Origin of the sequence: Providencia sp. PROV261 (assembly GCF_028477945.1) — a bacterium.
Classification (GTDB): Bacteria; Pseudomonadota; Gammaproteobacteria; order Enterobacterales; family Enterobacteriaceae; genus Providencia; species Providencia stuartii.
The window spans coordinates 77,066-97,512 of sequence record NZ_JAMPMC010000025.1 but is presented as its reverse complement, the minus strand read 5'-3'; the positions used below and the strand labels follow the sequence as shown (position 1 = coordinate 97,512).

Genomic DNA, 20,447 nt, shown 5'->3' with positions numbered 1-20,447 from the left:
AGAGTTTTCTTTGATACCCTCTAGATGGCGTTATCTGAACTCTACTATTATCAACCAATGTCAATGGAGAATATTAATATGGTAAAGTTATGCTAAAATTATTAAGTGATGTTAAAAAGTCACCTTGAAGTTGGTAACGAGTACGATTCCGTGCTACGAACCCAAACTATAATTTGGGGTGCGACAGAAAAGTACCCTGTTCGACTTCAAAATCAATACAAAAACATCTTGGGGCCCTAACGGGGGCTCTAATGTTTTTGGATTTCGATAATTACATATATATCAATAAATTATACTGCGAGTTTTATTCTGAGTCCGGCACCACTTTCACTTCTACAGTGGTTTCCTCCAATCAAGTAATCCTATAGATATCATCTAATTATCTTAAATTATCACCTTAAAATTTAGCAAAACCACAACTAGGTTGTATGCCTTTTGACGTTTTTGATGGGCTGCGTATGCCATATTGTTTAAGTATTTAACGTTCAAGACTCAAGCCAGAACAAACCTCTTTCAACTGATCGTTTTTTTGCAAAGCCTTTTAACTTTTTAATATCAGAAGATCCCATCACACCATATTTAGCTTTCTAAGATAGTTATTCATCTCAGACCCACCGTTCTCTCAGAAAATACACTCAGCTAGACCGTTATCATGCCATTTGACTAGAGTTGCCGCATTTTTATTTTTGAGTAAAGACCAATTCTACATTCAATAAAATAGTCGTGTGATATAGTCATGACTATAGTTCTTAGCGTGTGATTACCTGAAAAAACGGATCAATGTGCTTCCCGCCCCTTACAGGCTTAACTTACTGTATTCCAGGGATTTACTACATATCATACCGTTTTAATTATCGGTTCCACTGCCGCAAGTACTTCGACAACCTCATCAAGGGTCACAATTAAATAATGCTCTATAATATCATCATGTATATTCTCACTTTGCTCATGAAACCATTCTAAATAGGATGAATTTTTAACTTTATAAACCCCAGTTGTCATCTGACCATTGAAATGGTCTAGCATTTTTAATAAATCCCCTTCATCTGTTACCCTAAAGGAATATATCCACTCAAATATTAAACTTAGTTCCTCATCGGGCTTAATTAATGAAAGTGATAGGACCGCTCGATCATATTTAATAGATCTTAATTGAATACCTGATAATGGCATATCGCCAAAAACCACTAATGATTCTTGCACCGCCCATCCCTCATTTATAAAGCTTTTCTATTTTTATACTCATTTTTACTGTATGCCCCCCATCTACTCTTTCATATGATTTGTTCAGCATGATATTTTTATATCTTATACCAGTGCCGTGGTTAATCTAGCGGCATACATTCCAGATTTTTAAATGTACCATCTTTATCCCATAAGGCTGGTAGCCTACCGAAAGAAGGAAGTTAAGATGAACTACATTCTATTTAAAGTACAGATTTGATAATGCTATAAAGCATCATGAATTTTTTAAACCATCCTAAGAAGGTTGTTCCATTTTCTTATGGGCCTATAATAGCCATTCTGTTCGTATAAAAGCTGTCTGCTAGCTCTTCACTTCATTCTATTATTTCTGATAATTTTTTTAAACTAAGGGGAGGTTTCATAGATAGGTAATACACCTTCACTCATAACAACTATAATCTTGCCCTGTCACAATACTACGTTTTTTTACTTAAATTTAGCTGCATAAACTTTTTTGCTTTTTTGTCATTTAATACTTCAAAAAATTGGATTATATTCCATTATTCCCCCTTGCTTGATTAAAATAAAAACAAGAAAATATCTAAAAGAGTAGGCTTATGAAGAAAATGACGATATTATTAATACGCAACAAGAGTGACTTGTAGCATTTCGTATAAAAAGAATTTATCGTACTAAAAATCTGTTGCTTTATTCCTTACTTTTAGTATTTAATTATCATCGTAATTTTAGGAAAACTTGGATATTTCTAGGACATATAAATGGGAATAATAACAGCACTTGGTAAATCTATAGAGAATAGTCAGTTACTGCGTCTATTGCATCAAGAAATAGAACGTAATGATGTGAAACTTGATTGCCGAGATGACTTAAATGATCAACTCCTAGATATTGCTCGTTATATGAGTGACGATGAATATCTATCTGTAGTGAAAATTAAGCGTAAGGTTAATATCCTTTCGGGAATAATGGCTTTACCTGTATTAATTTTAGCTATACTTTTATTCTCAACAAGATTAGATAAATGGTTTTCAACAAATATTAGTTACATTTCTGATACTGTTTTTGACTTTTTTGTTACAAATTACTGGCTAACTATTTTTTATTGTTTTTTAATGTTTTTGCCTATCTTTTATTTTTACTTTTTACAAAAAAAATCTGAAAAACTAGCTGGGAGATTGGTGGATAAGTTTATTTCCAGAGTAAAAAATGAGTCCTGATAGTATTAGTTATGAGTAAATTTACGACAATATATACCTAATGGCTCAATGTGACGCAAATCAATGTGGAGAGGATTACCTATGATTGCCGATAGTAATATCAAATCCTCCTTTACCTGCATGATTGGTAGTCTCTGTACATCTCAGTTTTGCGAGCATTGAGACTCAAAGAGCCACAGCCCGCAAAACTGAGGCTTCCGCCTACACTGCTGCCGGTTTGCTTCGAATCGTGCTTGTTGCTCATTTGTTGGCTACTGACCGTTAAATTGCCGTCAACATCCGCTTTAACACTTTCACCACGGGTTTGCCCCCCGTGAGGTCGGTGTCTTTGCCACTGTGTAGCGTTAATTGTTTACCAGAATTGACCTCACTATCCGTGTAAAACTGGCTATTGCCTTTCTCAAAACCTTTGCCTTGGTTCACACTCCCATTGGCACTGAAATCATCCGTACCAATTCCCACTCAAAATGAGCGGCTTTTACTTTCACTCTTACCATTCTTAGTGATACTGGTCAGGTTAATATTCTTTTTTACGGTCAGTGTGATGTTTTTATTGGCATCCAGTTGCTGTTGTCTTTTTATCGGCTCTGGCGAGAAAAACTAAGGTAGAAAATAAAAACCATTTAAGAGGCGGCGAGGAAAGCCAAATTATATGCGGTAGGCTACACCTTCAACCGAGGTAACTCCAGCTCCAGCCAGCAATTCATCCTCTGAAGTAATTAGTTTATTAAGTTAATATTTTAGATGCTAAGCACTCCCTCTTCACTCACCAAGCTAAATAGTGGATTATCCGGCTGAGTACTCGAAGAAGCGAGGTAGTTAGGTGAATATAGCTCCTTTAGTCGAGCTACATTTCCTATTAATTACTCTTTATATTTATGGCTTAAAGTCTGGATCTTCATCATCATTATCCCAAAATTGGTGGGGCTCCATGTAATCGCCGTTTTCAATGACTGAACACCATCCAAAATCGCTATAAAAAACGAAGAGATCAACGACCCTATACACCCCTTTACTAACGCGGCTTAATGTTATCAAAGATGGTTCATTATAAATATAATTGCCTCCAGCTCTGGCTATAACTCTTTGTTCGAATAATGCCCTATTATATTCGCTCACTTCTCCAATAATTCTTGTTGATTCAATTTCAAAAATAATTTCAAATTTATTAGATATTTGTATATGACAAGGTATTTTTTTTTTGCTGTTCTAGTTTACTTAAAAATAAATTATCTGGAAATTCGATTTGTAAAATCATGTCTGCCATCCTTCAGGAACAATCACTTCACCTATAAAGTTTTTTCAAACATAGTTACTGAACTAACATATTGTTCTTCCATAGATCTATTACTGCAACAATGGGGAGCAAGCCTACTAACCACATCAATAAAAAACTTTTTACCATTTTATCTATGGTTATAACAGCAATAATCCATCCATTAGAAATTTAGTGAGATAAATCACTAGCTATACGTTCAACCCAAGCACTTACCGCAACGCCTTCAGATTTTAGAATACTAGCTACTTGCATAAATGCTATCCCTTCCGGTATCGAAGGTGCTTTATTAATCAACCCCACCATTTTTAAATTTTCATTTCCTCCCTTAATGCAGCCTTTTCTATAGGCATCTATTTTTTTTATCATTACTAGGATGCAAAGGAGTTAAAATTGATGACATCGATTTTGCATGCATTGATGTTAAAACATCAGGCTAAGCGCATAATTGGATAAGATAATCAGAGATAACACCATTCTCAATGTACTTTCCAACATTGCTAGCCAAGCAACTAAAGAAAAAGTTGTCAAAACCAGATAGTATACTGTGAGTTACGTCCATTACTGAAGAAAACCCAACTGATTATTATCAGCAACTGCATGATATATAAGCTTTATGTGGAAAGTCACGCTCCTCTCACTCGCCAAGTCGGACAGTTGATAATCCGGCTGGCTGAAGAGGAGTAAGATCATTAAGGAAGATCTTTATGTATCACAGGGATCTTCTTAATTAAGTAACAGAATAAAGATCTTGAATGTAACGCTCAACAAATGGTTTTAATTCATGGCACGGATAAGGCTCTTTCGCTTGGACTAAATAAGCATCATCATAAATTATTCTTGAATTTAATGAGCTAGCTATTATATATAGAATCAAAATTGAAAACTTTAAGTTAGTCTCACCTCTTGTGGAAACACTTCCTATGTATGGGTACTCTGTATCTTCTATATCGCGTAAATTTTCTTCAATAAAATTGAAACTTACCCAACAAAAATAATCATATTGATGGTCATGTATATAGATAAACTTATCGACTAAATTTAGCCCCTTTTTAGCGGATATGCCTATAGTTAATTTCTTTGTAGATAAAGAGAAATTATTAAATCCATCAACGATATTATTCAGCATATCTTCAAATTGAGGAAGTTTTTTAATTGGAAATAAAATTTCGTTAGACATTATTTTTCTCCAGTTTTTTCGCCTTTCCCTGCATCCCATTGCGGTAATGGTGAATTTTTCTTCGCAAACTCTAACATAAGCAGATAAAGAAGAAATGGTCGAAACCAGACAGCATACCGTGGGTTACGTCCCTAACCGCGGTAACCCCAACCCCAGCACACAACTCACATTAATCGATAAGCAGATGAAAAATAAGAAACTTTAGGTGAAAAGTCACTATACCCTCACGCGCCAAGCCAGACAGTTGATAATCCGGCTGGCTGAGGGGGAGTAAGGCAGCTAAAGAGATCCCAGTATGGGGCTGGGATCTCTTAGTAAAAAATATTAGCGTTTTTTATATTCAAGATAAGTAACTAAACAGACCACAGCTCCTAAAAATGTTCCCATAATACATCCTATTTCTATAGCATCAATGAAGTCCTTTGCTCCAAAAGTAAACGAGTCTGTTTCAAAATATGAAACTAATTTAATTAAAAGCTTAGTTACAACTACTGTGAAAAAAATGGCTATAAACATAATTAAAGACCAAAGCAAAAAATATATGAATATTTTCATTTCCCATCCTCTGGTTTTAATGTTTCTATAACTATTTCATTTGCTGCTTCAAAGCCAATAGCTCCAATTGTACTTCCAGTTATGCTAGGAACAGATGATATAGTCGGAGGTGCCGATATAGATGGCATTTCTACTAAGTACCTTTCCTTGAACCCACTTGACCATGGATTCAATTTGTTATTTAAAACATGTGTAGTCCCTAGACCAACACCATAGCCTACCGATGAACCGATAAATGCTCCACCCATCGAAGGCCAAGGAGATTTACCATCAATTAAGCTTGAGACTCCAACTCCTGTTGTATTGGTTGTGACGGTACCCCAATATCCCATTCCTGGTGTGATCCCCCCTGTTAATAATGACGTTCCGAAATTTGCGTAACTAAAATCAGTATTTTCAGGATTTTTATAAATGTTATATCCCTGCATTCCTAAGTTTGCCGTGCCTGTGGTTGTTACCCCTATCACACGATTAGCGACAGAAGTACTTCCTAACCAACTGGATACATAGGGGCTAACCGCTTTACTCATCATTGGCAAACCTAATGTAATTGTTGCTATTGCAGCCCTAGGAATTTTATTTGTTATTTCTAAATCACCATAGTTATCAATGATTGGGGTCAATTGATTGATGCTTGTTTGTGCGATATAGCGGCAATCTGAATTGCAGTTGCCTGAATTTAACAATGCAGTGAGTTCATTCTTTTGTTGCTCTAAATAATCTTTAGAAATTTTTGTATCTAACGCTTTTTGTAACTGTTCTTTATCCAAGTTCTCAGCCATTGCGATTAGTTTCTTTTTATCCTCATCGGTGGATGCATTATCATACTTATCAACCCAAGATGTGATTTGTTTGGCACTCAGATAGTTATTCTCAACCGTCGTTTTACCTGCCTGACCGGCATTCGCCGCACTTGACGTATCGCCGCCCACTAAACCACCCGCAATACCGGCTGCCAGACTCGCAAACGCACTCACCGTCGCCTTTTCCTCTTCGGTAAGCTGGCTAACATCTTTCTTATACAGCTCTTTCGACAACATACCAACCGCTTCGGCGGTCATCGCTCCTAACGATTGTGCTCCTGCATTTTTACCTTTTGCCAGCGCTAATGCAACATTCGCAATACCGTGGGCCGCAACGTTGGCTTTATCATCTTTTATCTGCTGACCAATATACGGCGCACTGGCATTCGCCACTGCTTTGTTCACATCACCATTCACTAACCCTTAGATTAACGCCGTACCTGATTCGACTATGCGCCGTTTGTCTCCACCGACTTGCCAGCCAGAGTCGTTGATTTCAGCCTGAATAGCATCCTCTCGCGCTTTCCCCATCAAAGTAGGATGATTTTTATTCACCGCTTCTATAGCGCGAATTTTCACCCCCGTCAACGCCACATCCATGATTTGCTGACCTATTTCCCCAATCAACTGATTCTGCTCTATCCGCTTCTGCTCTCTCTTTCTCAAAAATGATATTCAGTTTTTCATGGGCATTCACTGTCATTTAAAAAAAGCGAGTGTGAGCCGCGAAATGAACTGAAGTTTGAAGCGGTCAAACAGATAGACGAAGAAGAGTTAAAATCAGTGACATCGATTTTTGGATGCGTTGATTTTAAAACATCAGGCTAAGCGATTGATTGGATAAAATAATTAGAGATAACACCATGCTCAGGTGCGGGAACACCCCAACATGGCTAACCAGTGCAACTAAAGGAGTAGTCACCATGGCTAAGCGCGATTGTCGTGTAAAAACACCGACAGCTAAAGAAGAAGTGGTCAAAACCAGACAGTATACAGTGGGTTACGCCCCCAACCGCGGTAAACCCAACCCCAAACCGCAACTCATCTTAATCAATGAGTAACTGAAAGATAAGAGATTTACAGTGAACAGCAACGTCACTCTCACTCGCCAAACCGGACAGTTGATTATCCCACTGGCAGAGGGGAGTAAAACTACGTCAATATCAAGTATAGCGTTCTTTAAGTCTCACCATAGAGCGTTCTATTGTCTCTTTATTTTCTGGATGCTCAGTTATATAACTATCCGTTATGACCCGCATTAACTCAACAAATTTCTGAGGTGAAAGCGTCGAACTTTCATAGTCACCAAGGATAAAACAAGCACCATCAAACTCGCTTGGATCATCTAAATCTTGATCTAATACATATACTAACCCTTCAGAGACAACACAGCCTATCCCTCTTGATGCATCATAAATAAATTGTTGAAAACTCATTTTTTGCTCACTTAGCATGGTTTCAAGTAAATAATATAAGTCTACTCCACCACTATCTATTACGTGCTTTTTCGTATTGATTAACCAATTTATATTTATACTACTCATTGGATACTCCTAAGTGGCATTGTTATAAATGAATTACTTATCTCTCCTGTTTTAGCATCTCTCGTAACCCTAAACCAGTAACCATCAACTTTAAAAGCGTGATTGTCGTGTAAAAACACCGACGACTAAAGAAGAAGTGGTCAAAACCAGACAGTATACAGTGGGTTACGCCCCCAACCGCGGTAAATCCAACCCCAGCCCACAACTGATCATCAGTGGTAAGTGGCTGAATGCAATCGGTTTTACGGTGGGCAATCACTTTACCCTCACTCGCCAAGCTGAACAGTTGATTATCCAGTTGGCTGAGGGGTGAAGTTAGTTAAATCACTTCATTAACTATTATCCTATTTATTATACATAAAGTAGGTCACCACTCCTAGCATTGGGCTTAATACCAGTGCTAGCTTGCATGCTTTTTTTATGTACTCAAATGAAAATGTAAATTCTGTATTCATCAGTAGCCATGTATAACTTTCTGCAAAAAAAAATGAAAAGACCCCCATAGCAAAAATTACAATAGCCCACATTGAAGTTAAAAAAAGAAGAAAAAATCCTTTACTATTTCTGTGCTTCATTGGCATTTTCCTGCTCTTTTTTAATTGCTTCTTGGGCTTGGCTATTAGTGATTTCAGTCGTTAAAGATGAACCTACATTCCCTCCGATCCCAGGCAGTACTGCTGGTGATAAATCTTTTGATAACCCTAATTGCCCTTTATTCGCACCACCTTGTAATTTAGGGTTATATTTAGGTTCAAAACCATTAGTTTTATGAAATCCCCATTGATTACCACCCCACTTTATGAGACCGCCTAGTCCATAACCAATTCCTGAACTAATTCCAGACGTTCCAGCGCCTAGCAATGGATCTTCACCTTTTAATTCACTTGAAAGGCCGCCACCGAAAACATTCCCCCTTACGACACCATAAAGATTAGAGTTTTTAGTAATTCCACCTATGTGAGTAGCAATGAGTACATCAGTGTAATTAATGGGTTTATCTCCAGATAACTGAATGAGGTAATTAGCACTTCCACCTATACCAGCAACAATAAGTCCTGTTCCTGAGTATAAGCCCAGACCAGTAACACCAGCAGCATATCCTGATGTTTCTAAATTACCATCATTAATTCCTTTAGCAATTCCGCTTTGCAATTTTGATCGCAATCTTTTATATCAGCAAGCCAGAACCCTAGATTTCCACCGAGCCCAACACCAGACATTGAGTTATTCTCAACCGTCGTTTTGCCTGCCTGACCGGCATTCGCCGCACTTGACGTATCGCCGCCAACCGCGGTAAACCGAACCCCAGCCCACAACTCACTTTAAGCGGTAAGTGGCTGAAAGAGATAGGATTTGAGGTGGGGAGCCTCTTTACCCTTACTCGCCAACCCGGACAGTTGATTATCCGACAGGCTGAGGGGGGATTGAAGAGCTAAAGTGGCTAAATAGCTCCCTGAATACAAAAATGGGAGCTATTGATCGATTTATAAGTATACATTAAACATCATTTAAGCCGCTTATGATTCTTGTAAACAATGAACATATGTACGCAGCCAGTGAACACTCCTAAAACTACACCTAAAATTATTAATTCCTTAATAACAGGAATATCAATAACAAAAACATTTAATTTCATATATCTAATTACTTCGATAATGAGCTTAAGTAATAAAAACATAACAAAAGCACCAAATGAGTAGCACATAGATATAATTAAAAAGTAATTAATTACTTTCATTCCCATCCTTTGTCTGAAGTGGCATCGTTAATTTGGCCACCTTAATAGAGGTGTTACTATACACCTCATAACTTAACAATTGATAACAATGACAAAGCAAACTCGACGTAATTTCAGTGCGGAATTTAAACTTGAAGCGGCTCAACTTGTGCTTGGCCAGAACTATTCCGTGCTCGAAGCTGCTAACGCCATGGGCATAGGTAAATCCACCCTACTCTGGACAAATGGGTTCGGCAACTAAAACAAGAACGCAAAAGTATTTTACCAAAAACCTCACCGATGACACCAGAACAAGTCGAAATTCGTGAACTGAAAAAGAAAATTGCTCGCCTTGAAGAGCATAATGAGATCTTAAAGAAGGCTACCGCCATGTAATTGAAGCTCGACAGGAAGTTATTCATTATAGTATCTTACAGTCAACTTAGGCCGCATCAATATAATGGCGGTTTAACACCCAATGAATCGGAACGATTATTTTAGAAAAGCTCTAAAACCGTGGTCAGTTTTTATTGACCACTTCACACCATGCTCAATGTGCTTTCCAACATTGCTAGCCAAGCAACTAAAGAAAAAGTTGTCAAAATCAGATAGTATACTGTGAGTTACGTCCATTACCGAGGAAAACTCAACTGATTATTATCAGTAACAACATGATATATAACCCTTTATATAGGAAGTCACTACCCTCTCACTCGCCAAGCCAGACTGTTGATTATCCAGCAAACTGAATGGGAGTAAGATTTTAAGGAAAACTTTATCAGGGCTATCCTAATCTCATAGTGCATCATGAAGTTTTTTAAACCACTCCAATATAGTCAATCCATCTTCTGAGGGTATATAATAGCAATTGTGTTCATACAAATATTTTTCAGGTAACTCTTTTCCTGACTTTATTATTTCCGATAGTTCTTTTTTTAACTTCAAAATAGATTCAGATGTTTCTCTTCTTACAAAATTATTTAATGCCTCTATATCACTAGATGCTTCACAGTCCCAATCTTGATGAAAATAACAGCCTAATAAATAATTAATTCTTTCCATATTCATCATTTCCCTACACTAGTGAGGATACGCAGTTTGAATACGATAACCATTCGGTATTAGTGGATCTTTATCTATTACAATCACTATTTTATTTGAATCAATAGATTTCGTTTGTCCTCTATAGATAACTCTACCTATAGTCCACTCCCCATTGATTAAGACATCCTAAACTAGAGTTTTCTAACTGTTTACGATAAGCCTTCGGTGGGAGGTGATTTAAACTTTCATGCGTTCGGCTAAAGTTATAATCCTGCTGCCAATACCACGCTAATTCTTTAACTTGGCTCAACGATTCAAATAAATAAACATTCAAAAACTCACGGCGGAACGAACCATTAAAACGCTCGATAAAGCCATTTTACTGTAGCTTACCGAATTGAATATAGCATAACGCTATTTGATTATTTTCACAGTAGTTCAATAAATTAACAGCAATTAGCTCTGGAGCATTATCTATGCGAATTTGTTTCGGTAGCCCTCTGTCGACTCTCAAGCGTTCAAGCACTCTAATAACTCGTTCAGCAGGCAATGACGTATCCACTTCAATTGCCAGACACTCTCGCGTTCTTTCATCAATAATATTCAATGTTCGAAATCGGCTACCACAATATAAACCATCATGCATAAAATCCAATGCCCAATGAATATTCGGTGTTTTCTCAATTATTAGTGGTCTTTTTTCACTTACTGCTAGCTAATATCGTTAGCTTCCATGCCAGAATCAGTGAGTTTTAAAATATTAACGATTTGAGTTTCAGTAAAACGGGCTTTTTTCATCATGACCTCTGCAAATTTTAGGGCAGAAAATCTAATTATAGCTGTCTTATTTTAGGGAAAGTGGACATGAACAGTAGCCTACCGAAAGAAGAAAATTAAGATGAACCACGTTCTATAACTTAAAGTTGACATTTTTAAAACCGTTATCAAAGTCATGGATAGCGATTTTAGTGTTCGCTTATCAAAAAAGCGTAAAGCTGAGTTATTCAGGAAAAAATGGGGGTAGCTGATATTACTTATTTAAACCTAGTTACTAATGCTTATTCACGAAAAAAAAATCGCTGGTTATCATTTAGATGGCAACATGAAAATGAATATGGTAAAGAAATTGTTACTTCGAATCTTAAAAAGACAAAGTTCAACAATCCCTATAATCCATCACTCAAATCGAGGGCTACAGTATTGTTCATCGAACTATCTGAAAATCCATAATAATATTCAATGCTCAATGAAAGACATTTTTCATTAAACTATAAACCGCCCAATCAAGTTCATCGAGCGTTTTATACCTGAAGAGTTGTCAACCTATATCAGGGCTATTCGTGAGGTAAATAAATTAAATTAACTCCATGTATAGTTAAGAATATTCTCTTATTTAATAAATTGTGTTCAATTGCCACTACATTAAATAGGAAAACATCGTATTATATCCATCGTTTTTTAATTCTAATACAGATGGAGTAGTAATGGAAACTAAGCAATACCCTATAAAATGGCAAAAACGTTTTGCATTTTTTGATACATATGGAGCACCAAAAACCCCTGAACACAAAGCTGCCATAAAGCAGCAACCTTATTTTGCTCGCTTTCTTATTATGTTTAATTTTTTTGCTTACTTCTTTGGACCTATCTATTTTGCAATTGTAGGATTATGGAAAAAAGCTCTAATCTTGTTAGCTATAAGCTTATGTATCACCATGCTTTTTGCAACCATTGAACTTATTATAGGTAGAGAATTCCCCAGACCAGTTTGGACAGCTATATCTCTAGGGGTATCTTTCATGTGGGGATTTACTGCAAACTATGCTTATTACCTAAAAAAAGTCAAAGGCCTTGATGGCTGGAACCCATTTGAAGGATTCAGCTTATATTAAATCAATAAGTTATCCGCTTATAACCTACCTCCAATCCCAATAGGATTTTATTCCATACAATAATGCTGCATGTAAAATGCAGCATTATAACAATAAATAAACTTGAAGATTATTTTAGATGCTTGTGAGTATCGAAATGCAGCATAAATACTCTACAAATTGACGGTGTTATAAATGAGGTATTTACAAGAATATCGTAACGGTATTCCGCCCATTCATAACCCAGCGTGCTTTAGAAAATATCGACGGCGACAATGCGGTATTTATTGTCATAGTGATATGAATATCTATTTTTTCATGCCACAGAACATCGCCAATAAATACATAAGTAAAGCTGAACATTTATTATAACCTACTGTAAATAGCAATTCCTCAATGATGAAAGGACACAAATATGCCCTTCATCTATGATCAACCTCAAAAAGCATTAATAATATTAAACTAAAGATGAAAACCCTTGTACCTGTCGCCGAATAACCTCATCACCAATACGTGTTTTATAAGATAATGCAAGTGGTCTTAACATGAATGGTAGATCTTTGGTGACTTTATTACCTGCAACGCCAGTATTGCATTCCTGTACTTCTTTGTTACCGCTATATAGCAAAACACCTTGGAATAATTTTTTCTCTTCATTCGTCAACTTAGCGCCTGGCTTACTCAAACTATAACCTTGATGATAATTGATAGCTTCCCGCTTGATTTCTGCGTCCAGCATACCTGTTCTATCTTTACCACTTTTGCAATTCCAGCAAGGCACTGCACCAATTTCGTAAGCTAACATCGCGATACGTTGTGCTATTTTATAAGGCTCATTACCATCATAACGATATGATTTTTTCTTCCATATTTCCTTTATCTGCTGACATAACTCTTCTACTTTATGCCTATTACTAGCATGAGGATGTTCAGATAAATAGTGACCTACCCATCCCCCCACTTCATTATTAATAAGATAGTTACACCCTAATATTTGGGCTAAAGCGGTTTTATTTAAATTATCATTTTGGCTGATCACCTTCGGGATGGAAAATGCCAGTTCATTAACGCCAAAGTTGAATATCGCAATATCCAGTTTAACTTTAACTTCTTGGGCTTCGCCTTTCTCATTTTTGATATTCAGTTTGATAACGCCATCGTTATTTAACATCTTCCAAGCAGCAACTTGATCATCAAGCATCCCTTTCTCTTTACCTAAATATGTTAGTAAAGAGCTTGAAGCGATCCGCAATGTCACCTCTTCATGATTTAATGCTCTCTTATACAATTCAGGCTTTGCAAACAGCGCAGCCATCACGACCTCTTTTGCTCTATTTTTAGCGCCTTGTAGACGTGCGGCACTGCGCTCAGGAAGGGCGTAAGGCGATAATACTCCGTGGCGGATCCCACTAAATAAAGTGGATTGATTATTATCTTTAACCTCTGAAAGCCATAAATTAACAGCGTGGGTCGTCTCTTCTGCTGATTTCGAACAAATACCTTTCCCTTTATAGCTGTTGTCACAAAATATCTCGTGATTATCACCACAATATTTCATTTGAGATGCGGGAGTTAAGATAAATGAATATTGGCTATTTCCATAACTCAATGCTGTTTCTATTGTATGCCAATCTTTATTATTAAGATGCCTACTTAGCTCTTTTTGAAAAAGTTTCCCAACATCTTTTAAAGAGATTCTATTATTACTATTGAGCATTTCATGATGAATAATTTTAATTAATTTTTCTTCGAATTTTTTAGCCTGCAACAATTCCCTTGATTGAATTAGTCTGTTTGGTTCACACGTTAACTGCTTTAATTTATCCGATATTGTAGCTAACACTTCCGTGGATAAATCAACGTGTTTCAATATATTTTCTGCGGTACTGAGCAGCTCCTGCTGGAAACGAATAAGATCGCTTTTATTTTGAGTTACTTTAATGAGGTTATTTTTTCTCTCCACTGAACTTTGACCACGAGGTGGTGTTTTTATTGCCTCTCTAACAAGCTTTTGGCTTTTTATTGTGTTGTTAACTGAATCAATATTATAAGCAAATGTCTTACTTAACTGCTCCTGCCCGCTGGATGTGGCATGAGAAATTGATTGTTGGGGTTCATCTGACTTTATTATGTAAAACACATGGCTTCTCCATTGAAATAAAAATACTATTCAATCGAGAAATACCTTATAAATATATAAAAAACCGATTGTTTATTTTATTCATCATCACAATTTAAAAATAAGCTCCATCAAATTATTTGAGAGAACTCAACAAAATCCCATCATTGTCTTTAGCCAAAAGCTTAGCTAGGCTTAAAAAAGATAAACGATTATACGATGGAGCATCAAATGCCAAATATTCAATCGGATCACCACAGCTTCTTTATCTTAGCGGATGATAAACAGACTCGTCTTGCTGAAATTACCTTTGTCTATACCGGAGACGAACTCGCTATTATTGACCATACCGTCGTTGATGAAAGCTTAAAAGGGCAAGGTATTGCCAAACAATTGGTCGCAAAAGTCGTTGAAAGAATGCGTTCTGAAAAGCGTAAAATTATTCCTCTTTGCCCATTCGCCAAAGCTATTTTTGATAAAACACCTGAATACCAAGATATTCGCCACTAACCTGTTTTATTGATAAGAGGTAAAAATGAGCATACCGACCCCGAAAAATAACCTAGATTTCCAGCACATTCATGCACGCATTAAAGATGTTGGTGGGATCCCTGTCGCAAGGGTATTACCAACAAAACAACGGCGTTTAATTGGTGCTTGGTGTTTTCTCGACCATGCGGGCCCGACTGTATTTAAAGGTGACTCTGCTGGTATGCGCGTCGCGCCTCACCCACATACTGCACTGCAAACCTTCACTTGGATGCTTGAAGGCGAAATTCTACATCGGGACAGTTTAGGCTACGAACAAGTGATCCGCCCGGGCCAAGTAAATTTAATGACCGCAGGTAAAGGAATTAGCCATTCCGAAGATACCTATGGAGAAAACCGCCATTTACATGCCGTACAACTATGGATAGCACTACCAGAAGCCGTGAAAGATATGCCCCCTCGCTTTGATCATTACCCTATTTTACCCAAATGGTCAGTTGGAGATATCGAATATCAATTACTCATTGGGGAGTATGATTCTTATAAAGCCCCCACATTATCGTTTTCTTCTTTATTAGGCTTAGATATCACCACCCGCAATAATCACTCATTATCACTAACGCTACGCCCTGAATTTGAATATGGCATTTTTGTTATCGAAGGGGATGCGATTATCGATTCACAGCGCAGTCATCACAATGAGTTGATCTATTTAGGCCAAGGCTTGTCGCAAGTCTCACTACAACTTTCAGCCAATAGCCACATTCTATTATTAGGTGGTGAGCCTCTGAATGAATCTGTTTTGATGTGGTGGAATTTTATTGGTCGCACAAAAGCTGAAATCACCGCAGCCGTTGCAGAATGGAACCAAGGTAGCCCTCGGTTTGGTAAAGTTATCAATGATGAACGTACGCCGACACCATCCCCCTTAATGCCATAAATATGCCAACCAAGTCGGTAAAAATGTTTATTCAATAAGTTTGATATTTGTATTGAAGTTATATCCATCAAAGATAATAAAAAGGTAGCCAATGAAGTTGCGCTACCTTTTTCTTTAAAACAAGTTAGCTCGCGGGAGTAAAGTAAATCGGAGAACCAGGACCTACGGGTAGTCCGAGTACAAATACCCAAATCACAAAGAACAGTGACCAGCCAATAAGGAAAATGATTGAATAAGGCAACATCATAGAGACCAATGTACCAATCCCGGCATCTTTCTTATATTTCACAACGATAGCCATAATTAAACCAAAATAACTCATCATTGGAGTAATAATATTGGTTACCGAGTCACCAATACGGTATGCCGCTTGGATTGTCTCTGGTGCATAACCCGCTAACATTAACATTGGCACAAAAATAGGTGCAGTCACCGCCCACTGAGCAGAAGCAGAGCCTATCATTAAGTTGATAAAGGCACAGATAATAATAAAGCCAATAAACAGCACACCACCATGTAAATCGATACTGTTTAAGAAATTGGCGCCTTTCACTGCGACCACTTGCCCGATATTTGTCCAACCAAAGAAGGCAACAAACTGTGCAGCAAAGAAAATAATAACTAAATATAATCCTAGAGTACTCATTGCGTTTGCCATGGCATCTACGATATCTTTATCAGAGCGCATGGTTTTAGCGACATAGCCATACACAATGCCTGGGATCGCAAAGAAGATAAAAATGAATACCACAATGGATTTTAAGAATGGTGAATTACTGACTAATCCGGTTTCTTGATTACGTAAAATACCATTTTCTGGCACGACCATAAGGGCAAGTATGGCGGCTAATCCCCAAAAGGTCACCGATGCCCAAAACAGCGCTTTTTTCTCAAGTGGGGTTACTTCAGCATCAGCACGTAATTTATCTTCATCTTCATCAACACCGCCACCTTGGTAAGGCCCTAATTGTGGTTCAACAATTTTTTCAGTGATGAAATAACCTAAAATAGTGATTAGGAATGTACTGGCAAACATAAAATACCAGTTCGCTTCTGCCCCGACTGTATAGGTTGGATCAATAATTTGCGCAGCCTGCTGGGTAATACCAGAAAGCAGTGGGTCGACAGTACCTAATAATAAGTTGGCAGAATACCCCCCCGAAACCCCTGCAAAGGCAGCGGCAAGACCTGCTAGCGGATGGCGACCAAGTGAATGGAAGATAATCGCAGCCAGTGGGATTAGTACTACATAGCCCAATTCGGCGGCGGTATTTGACATGATCCCCGCAAACACAATTGCCACTGTCGTTAGCTTACGCGGTGCTTTGATAACCACTAAACGCATCGCCGCAGATAAAAGCCCTGCTCGTTCAGCAATCCCAACCCCTAATAAGGCAACTAACACCGTGCCAAGAGGAGCAAAGCCCGTAAAGTTAGTAACAACATTAGAAAGGATTTTACGGATACCTTCAGCGTCTAATAGACTGACAACATGAATAACCCCATCCGCAGCACGCCCTTTTGCCCCCTCTGGACGTGGATCAGCAACGCTGACTCCAAAATATTGACCAATTGCTGAGGAGACCAATAAAATTGCAGTTAAAATAATGAATAAAATGACTGGGTGAGGTAAGGCATTGCCTAACCATTCCACCGTGCGTAACAAACGGCTCCCATCTTGTTTTTTTTGTTCCATATTTTCTCCTTATAAACAAGAGAAATGGACATTACACAATGTTTTGCCATTTAGCTATTTTCAAAAATATAACGCTGATTCAACAATTTATTTATTTTTAGATTGAAACCCCATCCCTATTAAAATTTAATCATAAAATATAGAATTAAAAGTCATCATGACTTAAATAAATAATTAATTTACCCTTTAAATAAAAAACACCGATAATTAATGAAAATGTGGTTCAGATAACAGTTTTTCACTATTTACTGAGTAATTTATTCTCTTTTTAAGCGTTAAATAGCCTGACTTTTGGTCTTTTTAGTAGAAAATCACCTCCAAATATCCGTATTCATGATTAGGTTTTCCCTACTAATTACACAAAGAATAATAAACCATGTAATATTTTTATTTCCCTATTTTAGCTATCTTTATGCCATCGCTGTTATAATCAGCTTATCCTTTTCAACTAAATAAACCATTATGTCTGTTATTGATGATTGGGCAGAACGCCATATTCAAGAAGCGTTAAATAAAGGTGAGCTAAAAAATCTGAAAGGCGAAGGACAACCGCTTTTACTTGATGACGATAGCCAAGTTCCACCTGAATTACGAGCGGGTTATCGTATTTTAAAAAACTCAGGGTATTTGCCCCCCGAATTACAGTACCGAAAAGATGCACTCACGTTGGTCGATATGCTAAAAGGGCTTGCTCATGATGATCCTAATTACCAGCCTCTAAGTAAGCAACTTTCTTTATTAGAGCTCAAACTTAAACAAGCGAATATCAATACTGATTTTTTACATGGTGAGTATGAAGCGCATATCCGCCAGCGTTTTAAACCTGAATAGATAACTTGATAGCTCCTGTTCGATATTCCATAGGAGTTTTACCATAGTATTGGCGGAATGCTTGGCTAAAAGCCGAGTGTGAATCATAGCCTACAGACAATGCAACTTGCTCGATTGAATTCGCCGTCATCAGCAAGCGGCAAGCCGCTTCCATGCGCCTTTGTACAAGTAATTGCATTGCGGTGAGTTGTGTCGCCGCTTTAATTTTCCGTTGTAGCGTACTTACTGACATACAAAACGCATTCGCCATATCTTGGCAACTGAGTGGAAGATGTAAGCGTGCATCAATCCATCGGGTCACCCCATCAATCCACTGCTCTTCAGGTTTCATTTGAGCAAGCAGCAATTTTGCAATGGTCGTATGTTGTTCGAGGGGTTGAGGAAACCGCTGCAACCAATTTAATAGCCCAATAGCAGCGGGAGTTAGCGAAAAAGACGTTGCTTTGTCATCAAGTGCCCATGGAGACGTGCTTGGCATCTCTAAAACATAATTTTGGTTGCCTGATAGACCGCTAAATGCATGACTTACACCAGGTGCAATGACCACACCATTTCCCGCCGCTAATAGAAAATGCTGCCGATGCATATTAATTTCCATGCCCCCCGATAACGCAAAGACAACCTGCCATTGCTCATCGTGTTGATGAGAAATCACATCTTCGGAATATTGGCGATAATGTAATTCAGGCAATAACAAAAGCGCACTCCTCTTTACTGGTAATAGGAGGAGTATAGCCCTTTTAGGGGGAAAAATGCACTTGATCACTTAGGCAAGTAATGCCCCGTTAGGCAACGGTAGATTAAATTCAGCAAGTACTATCGCCCCTTTTTCATCCGGTGCACCTGTGATCAAAACCTCTGATTTAATACCGGCAATACGTTTAGGCTCAAAATTACAAACACATAAAACTCGTTTGCCGATCAGCTCTTCAAGGGTGTAATTTACAGTGATCTGTGCACTTGAGCGCTTCACACCTAATTCACCCAGATCGACGTCCATCACGTAGGCGGGTTTTTTAGCTTTACTGTTCACTTCTGCTTTAATAATTGTGCCAACGCGCATTTCAACGCGAGTAAAATCATCCCATTCAATGAATTGCATAAACCTTACCTGAACTTAGTTATTAATAGACTTTTAGGCTAACACAAAATTGAAATAGGCTTTTATTGCTAAACACGCATTTTTTGTCGCCAAACCGTCATGGAAAATGATACAGATTGATTGGTCGATTTTATTTTAGTTATTCAGATAGTTATAAGTACTATAAACCGATAATAACCTGCCTGCTTTTGATTACCCGCTGTTTTTATATATCCAAAATTGGCTTTATAGAGTGATAAAGCGCTAAAATATATCAGCGAAGCATCCATTCACACTAGAGAAGGTTTAATTATGTCGAATCAATATAAAATTGGTGTCATCGTTGGCAGTCTACGCACAAACTCATACAACCGCCAAGTTGCAGAAGCCTTAGTGAAGCTTTTCCCTGATCATTTCACATTTAACTTTCTCGATATCAGTGAGCTTCCTTTATATAACCAAGATGCCGATAAACAGCTACCCAGCGTTGTCGCTAACTTTAAATCACAAATTGCCGAGTGTGATGGGATTATTTTTGTCACGCCTGAATACAACCGTTCAATCCCGGGTGTATTAAAGAATGCGATTGACCACGCATCGCGCCCTGCGGGGAATAATTCATGGAATGGTAAACCAGCAGGCATTTTAGGGGTATCAACAGGCAATATCAGTACTGCAATTGCGCAGCAGCACTTGCGTGTCTGTCTAGCATCTTTAAATATGCCAACCATGAATCAACCTGAATGTTATTTGAAATGGTTTGAAGGTATGGTTGATGAACAACATAATTTTGCGCCGAAAAGCCAAGCATTTATTCAGGCGTGGGTGGATACTTATTGCCAGTTTGTTATCCGAAATGTTGCCAACTAATTGAGTGA

25 protein-coding genes and 3 pseudogenes are annotated in these 20,447 nt (G+C 37.8%); 11 read left to right on the top strand and 17 right to left on the bottom strand.

The features are described from left to right. Positions 1 to 837 precede the first annotated feature (837 nt). Positions 838 to 1,203 carry a hypothetical protein gene (locus PR675_RS14810; RefSeq protein ID WP_195848403.1) on the bottom strand — a complete coding sequence of 122 codons (366 nt, stop codon included), beginning with the start codon at positions 1,201 to 1,203 and terminating at the stop codon, positions 838 to 840. A gap of 761 nt (positions 1,204 to 1,964) precedes the next feature. On the opposite strand from PR675_RS14810, the gene PR675_RS14805 reads away from it, so the two are divergent. Further along, positions 1,965 to 2,423: a DUF6097 family protein gene (locus tag PR675_RS14805; protein ID WP_040132479.1), complete on the top strand. Its 459-nt coding sequence runs from the start codon at positions 1,965 to 1,967 to the stop codon at positions 2,421 to 2,423. Positions 2,424 to 2,684: 261 nt separating this feature from the next. Here PR675_RS14805 and PR675_RS14800 read toward each other — a convergent pair whose 3' ends face one another. The 6 genes from PR675_RS14800 to PR675_RS14775 form a co-directional block, all read right to left on the bottom strand. Next, positions 2,685 to 2,885, bottom strand: coding sequence for a hemagglutinin repeat-containing protein (locus PR675_RS14800; RefSeq protein WP_052038330.1), 201 nt, complete (start codon positions 2,883 to 2,885; stop codon positions 2,685 to 2,687). Between the two features lie 985 nt (positions 2,886 to 3,870). Next, complete coding sequence (locus tag PR675_RS14795) at positions 3,871 to 4,068, bottom strand: hypothetical protein (protein WP_060561441.1); 198 nt, start codon at positions 4,066 to 4,068, stop codon at positions 3,871 to 3,873. Positions 4,069 to 4,429: 361 nt separating this feature from the next. Then, complete coding sequence (locus PR675_RS14790) at positions 4,430 to 4,879, bottom strand: hypothetical protein (protein ID WP_060561442.1); 450 nt, start codon at positions 4,877 to 4,879, stop codon at positions 4,430 to 4,432. A 324-nt stretch (positions 4,880 to 5,203) separates the two neighbouring features. After that, positions 5,204 to 5,434: a hypothetical protein gene (locus PR675_RS14785; RefSeq protein ID WP_060561443.1), complete on the bottom strand. Its 231-nt coding sequence runs from the start codon at positions 5,432 to 5,434 to the stop codon at positions 5,204 to 5,206. Continuing rightward, positions 5,431 to 6,642 (bottom strand): VENN motif pre-toxin domain-containing protein, encoded by a 1,212-nt coding sequence (locus PR675_RS14780; RefSeq protein WP_232006188.1) that lies wholly within the window; start codon positions 6,640 to 6,642, stop codon positions 5,431 to 5,433. The genes PR675_RS14785 and PR675_RS14780 overlap by 4 nt, the downstream gene beginning before the upstream one ends. An 18-nt stretch (positions 6,643 to 6,660) precedes the next feature. Further along, positions 6,661 to 6,903, bottom strand: coding sequence for a hypothetical protein (locus PR675_RS14775; protein WP_060561445.1), 243 nt, complete (start codon positions 6,901 to 6,903; stop codon positions 6,661 to 6,663). A gap of 30 nt (positions 6,904 to 6,933) precedes the next feature. On the opposite strand from PR675_RS14775, the pseudogene PR675_RS20915 reads away from it, so the two are divergent. Further along, a pseudogene (locus PR675_RS20915) lies at positions 6,934 to 7,081 on the top strand (helix-turn-helix domain-containing protein); the annotation flags it as partial. A 79-nt stretch (positions 7,082 to 7,160) separates the two neighbouring features. Continuing rightward, complete coding sequence (locus tag PR675_RS14770) at positions 7,161 to 7,298, top strand: hypothetical protein (protein WP_157849600.1); 138 nt, start codon at positions 7,161 to 7,163, stop codon at positions 7,296 to 7,298. Positions 7,299 to 7,400: 102 nt separating this feature from the next. On the opposite strand, the gene PR675_RS14765 is transcribed toward PR675_RS14770, so the two are convergent. Beyond that, complete coding sequence (locus PR675_RS14765; protein ID WP_036942868.1) at positions 7,401 to 7,781, bottom strand: hypothetical protein; 381 nt, start codon at positions 7,779 to 7,781, stop codon at positions 7,401 to 7,403. 136 nt (positions 7,782 to 7,917) lie between these two features. On the opposite strand from PR675_RS14765, the gene PR675_RS14760 reads away from it, so the two are divergent. Next, positions 7,918 to 8,094: a SymE family type I addiction module toxin gene (locus PR675_RS14760; RefSeq protein ID WP_072197233.1), complete on the top strand. Its 177-nt coding sequence runs from the start codon at positions 7,918 to 7,920 to the stop codon at positions 8,092 to 8,094. Positions 8,095 to 8,339: 245 nt separating this feature from the next. Here PR675_RS14760 and PR675_RS14755 read toward each other — a convergent pair whose 3' ends face one another. Beyond that, positions 8,340 to 8,933: a hypothetical protein gene (locus PR675_RS14755; protein WP_060561446.1), complete on the bottom strand. Its 594-nt coding sequence runs from the start codon at positions 8,931 to 8,933 to the stop codon at positions 8,340 to 8,342. After that, positions 8,891 to 9,097: a VENN motif pre-toxin domain-containing protein gene (locus PR675_RS21035; RefSeq protein ID WP_050979604.1), complete on the bottom strand. Its 207-nt coding sequence runs from the start codon at positions 9,095 to 9,097 to the stop codon at positions 8,891 to 8,893. Before PR675_RS21035 ends, PR675_RS14755 begins: the two co-directional genes overlap by 43 nt. Between PR675_RS21035 and PR675_RS14750 the strand changes: the two genes are divergently transcribed. Together PR675_RS14750 and PR675_RS14745 are read left to right on the top strand one after the other, a co-directional pair. Next, positions 9,059 to 9,217 carry a SymE family type I addiction module toxin gene (locus PR675_RS14750; protein ID WP_071821189.1) on the top strand — a complete coding sequence of 53 codons (159 nt, stop codon included), beginning with the start codon at positions 9,059 to 9,061 and terminating at the stop codon, positions 9,215 to 9,217. The genes PR675_RS21035 and PR675_RS14750 overlap by 39 nt on opposite strands. 390 nt (positions 9,218 to 9,607) lie before the next feature. Next, a pseudogene (locus PR675_RS14745) lies at positions 9,608 to 9,879 on the top strand (transposase); the annotation flags it as partial. Between the two features lie 414 nt (positions 9,880 to 10,293). On the opposite strand, the gene PR675_RS14740 reads toward PR675_RS14745, so the two are convergent. The 3 genes and pseudogenes from PR675_RS14740 to PR675_RS14735 form a co-directional block, all read right to left on the bottom strand. Then, complete coding sequence (locus PR675_RS14740) at positions 10,294 to 10,560, bottom strand: contact-dependent growth inhibition system immunity protein (protein ID WP_127891332.1); 267 nt, start codon at positions 10,558 to 10,560, stop codon at positions 10,294 to 10,296. Between the two features lie 18 nt (positions 10,561 to 10,578). Continuing rightward, positions 10,579 to 10,701: an RNase A-like domain-containing protein gene (locus PR675_RS21030; RefSeq protein ID WP_223854879.1), complete on the bottom strand. Its 123-nt coding sequence runs from the start codon at positions 10,699 to 10,701 to the stop codon at positions 10,579 to 10,581. Beyond that, a pseudogene (locus PR675_RS14735) lies at positions 10,694 to 11,245 on the bottom strand (integrase core domain-containing protein); the annotation flags it as partial. The pseudogene PR675_RS14735 and the gene PR675_RS21030, both read right to left, overlap by 8 nt. A 781-nt stretch (positions 11,246 to 12,026) precedes the next feature. On the opposite strand from PR675_RS14735, the gene PR675_RS14730 reads away from it, so the two are divergent. Next, positions 12,027 to 12,434 (top strand): DUF2628 domain-containing protein, encoded by a 408-nt coding sequence (locus tag PR675_RS14730; protein ID WP_004917310.1) that lies wholly within the window; start codon positions 12,027 to 12,029, stop codon positions 12,432 to 12,434. Between the two features lie 436 nt (positions 12,435 to 12,870). Here the strand turns inward: PR675_RS14730 and PR675_RS14725 are convergent, their stop codons facing one another. Next, positions 12,871 to 14,553: an inositol phosphate phosphatase SopB gene (locus PR675_RS14725; RefSeq protein WP_060561448.1), complete on the bottom strand. Its 1,683-nt coding sequence runs from the start codon at positions 14,551 to 14,553 to the stop codon at positions 12,871 to 12,873. Between the two features lie 198 nt (positions 14,554 to 14,751). Here PR675_RS14725 and PR675_RS14720 point away from each other — a divergent pair, with 198 nt between their 5' ends. Both PR675_RS14720 and PR675_RS14715 read left to right on the top strand, forming a co-directional pair. Then, positions 14,752 to 15,042 carry a GNAT family N-acetyltransferase gene (locus tag PR675_RS14720; protein WP_004917316.1) on the top strand — a complete coding sequence of 97 codons (291 nt, stop codon included), beginning with the start codon at positions 14,752 to 14,754 and terminating at the stop codon, positions 15,040 to 15,042. A 25-nt stretch (positions 15,043 to 15,067) separates the two neighbouring features. Continuing rightward, the gene (locus PR675_RS14715; protein WP_014657413.1) at positions 15,068 to 15,961 is read left to right on the top strand and encodes a pirin family protein; all 894 of its coding nucleotides are present in this window, start codon (positions 15,068 to 15,070) and stop codon (positions 15,959 to 15,961) included. 124 nt (positions 15,962 to 16,085) lie between these two features. Here PR675_RS14715 and PR675_RS14710 read toward each other — a convergent pair whose 3' ends face one another. Then, positions 16,086 to 17,657 (bottom strand): AbgT family transporter, encoded by a 1,572-nt coding sequence (locus PR675_RS14710; protein WP_060561449.1) that lies wholly within the window; start codon positions 17,655 to 17,657, stop codon positions 16,086 to 16,088. Positions 17,658 to 18,119: 462 nt separating this feature from the next. Between PR675_RS14710 and PR675_RS14705 the strand changes: the two genes are divergently transcribed. Beyond that, a complete protein-coding gene (locus PR675_RS14705; protein WP_004917323.1) occupies positions 18,120 to 18,488 on the top strand; it encodes a DUF1992 domain-containing protein in 369 nt (122 codons plus the stop codon). On the opposite strand, the gene PR675_RS14700 is transcribed toward PR675_RS14705, so the two are convergent. Both PR675_RS14700 and PR675_RS14695 read right to left on the bottom strand, forming a co-directional pair. Then, positions 18,475 to 19,185: a helix-turn-helix transcriptional regulator gene (locus PR675_RS14700; protein WP_014657412.1), complete on the bottom strand. Its 711-nt coding sequence runs from the start codon at positions 19,183 to 19,185 to the stop codon at positions 18,475 to 18,477. The genes PR675_RS14705 and PR675_RS14700 overlap by 14 nt on opposite strands. Before the next feature lie 69 nt (positions 19,186 to 19,254). Further along, entirely contained in the window at positions 19,255 to 19,590 is a 336-nt protein-coding gene (locus tag PR675_RS14695) for a tRNA-binding protein (RefSeq protein WP_004917327.1), read from the bottom strand. Positions 19,591 to 19,881: 291 nt separating this feature from the next. Here PR675_RS14695 and PR675_RS14690 point away from each other — a divergent pair, with 291 nt between their 5' ends. Beyond that, positions 19,882 to 20,439 carry an NADPH-dependent FMN reductase gene (locus PR675_RS14690; protein ID WP_060561450.1) on the top strand — a complete coding sequence of 186 codons (558 nt, stop codon included), beginning with the start codon at positions 19,882 to 19,884 and terminating at the stop codon, positions 20,437 to 20,439. Positions 20,440 to 20,447: the final 8 nt, after the last annotated feature.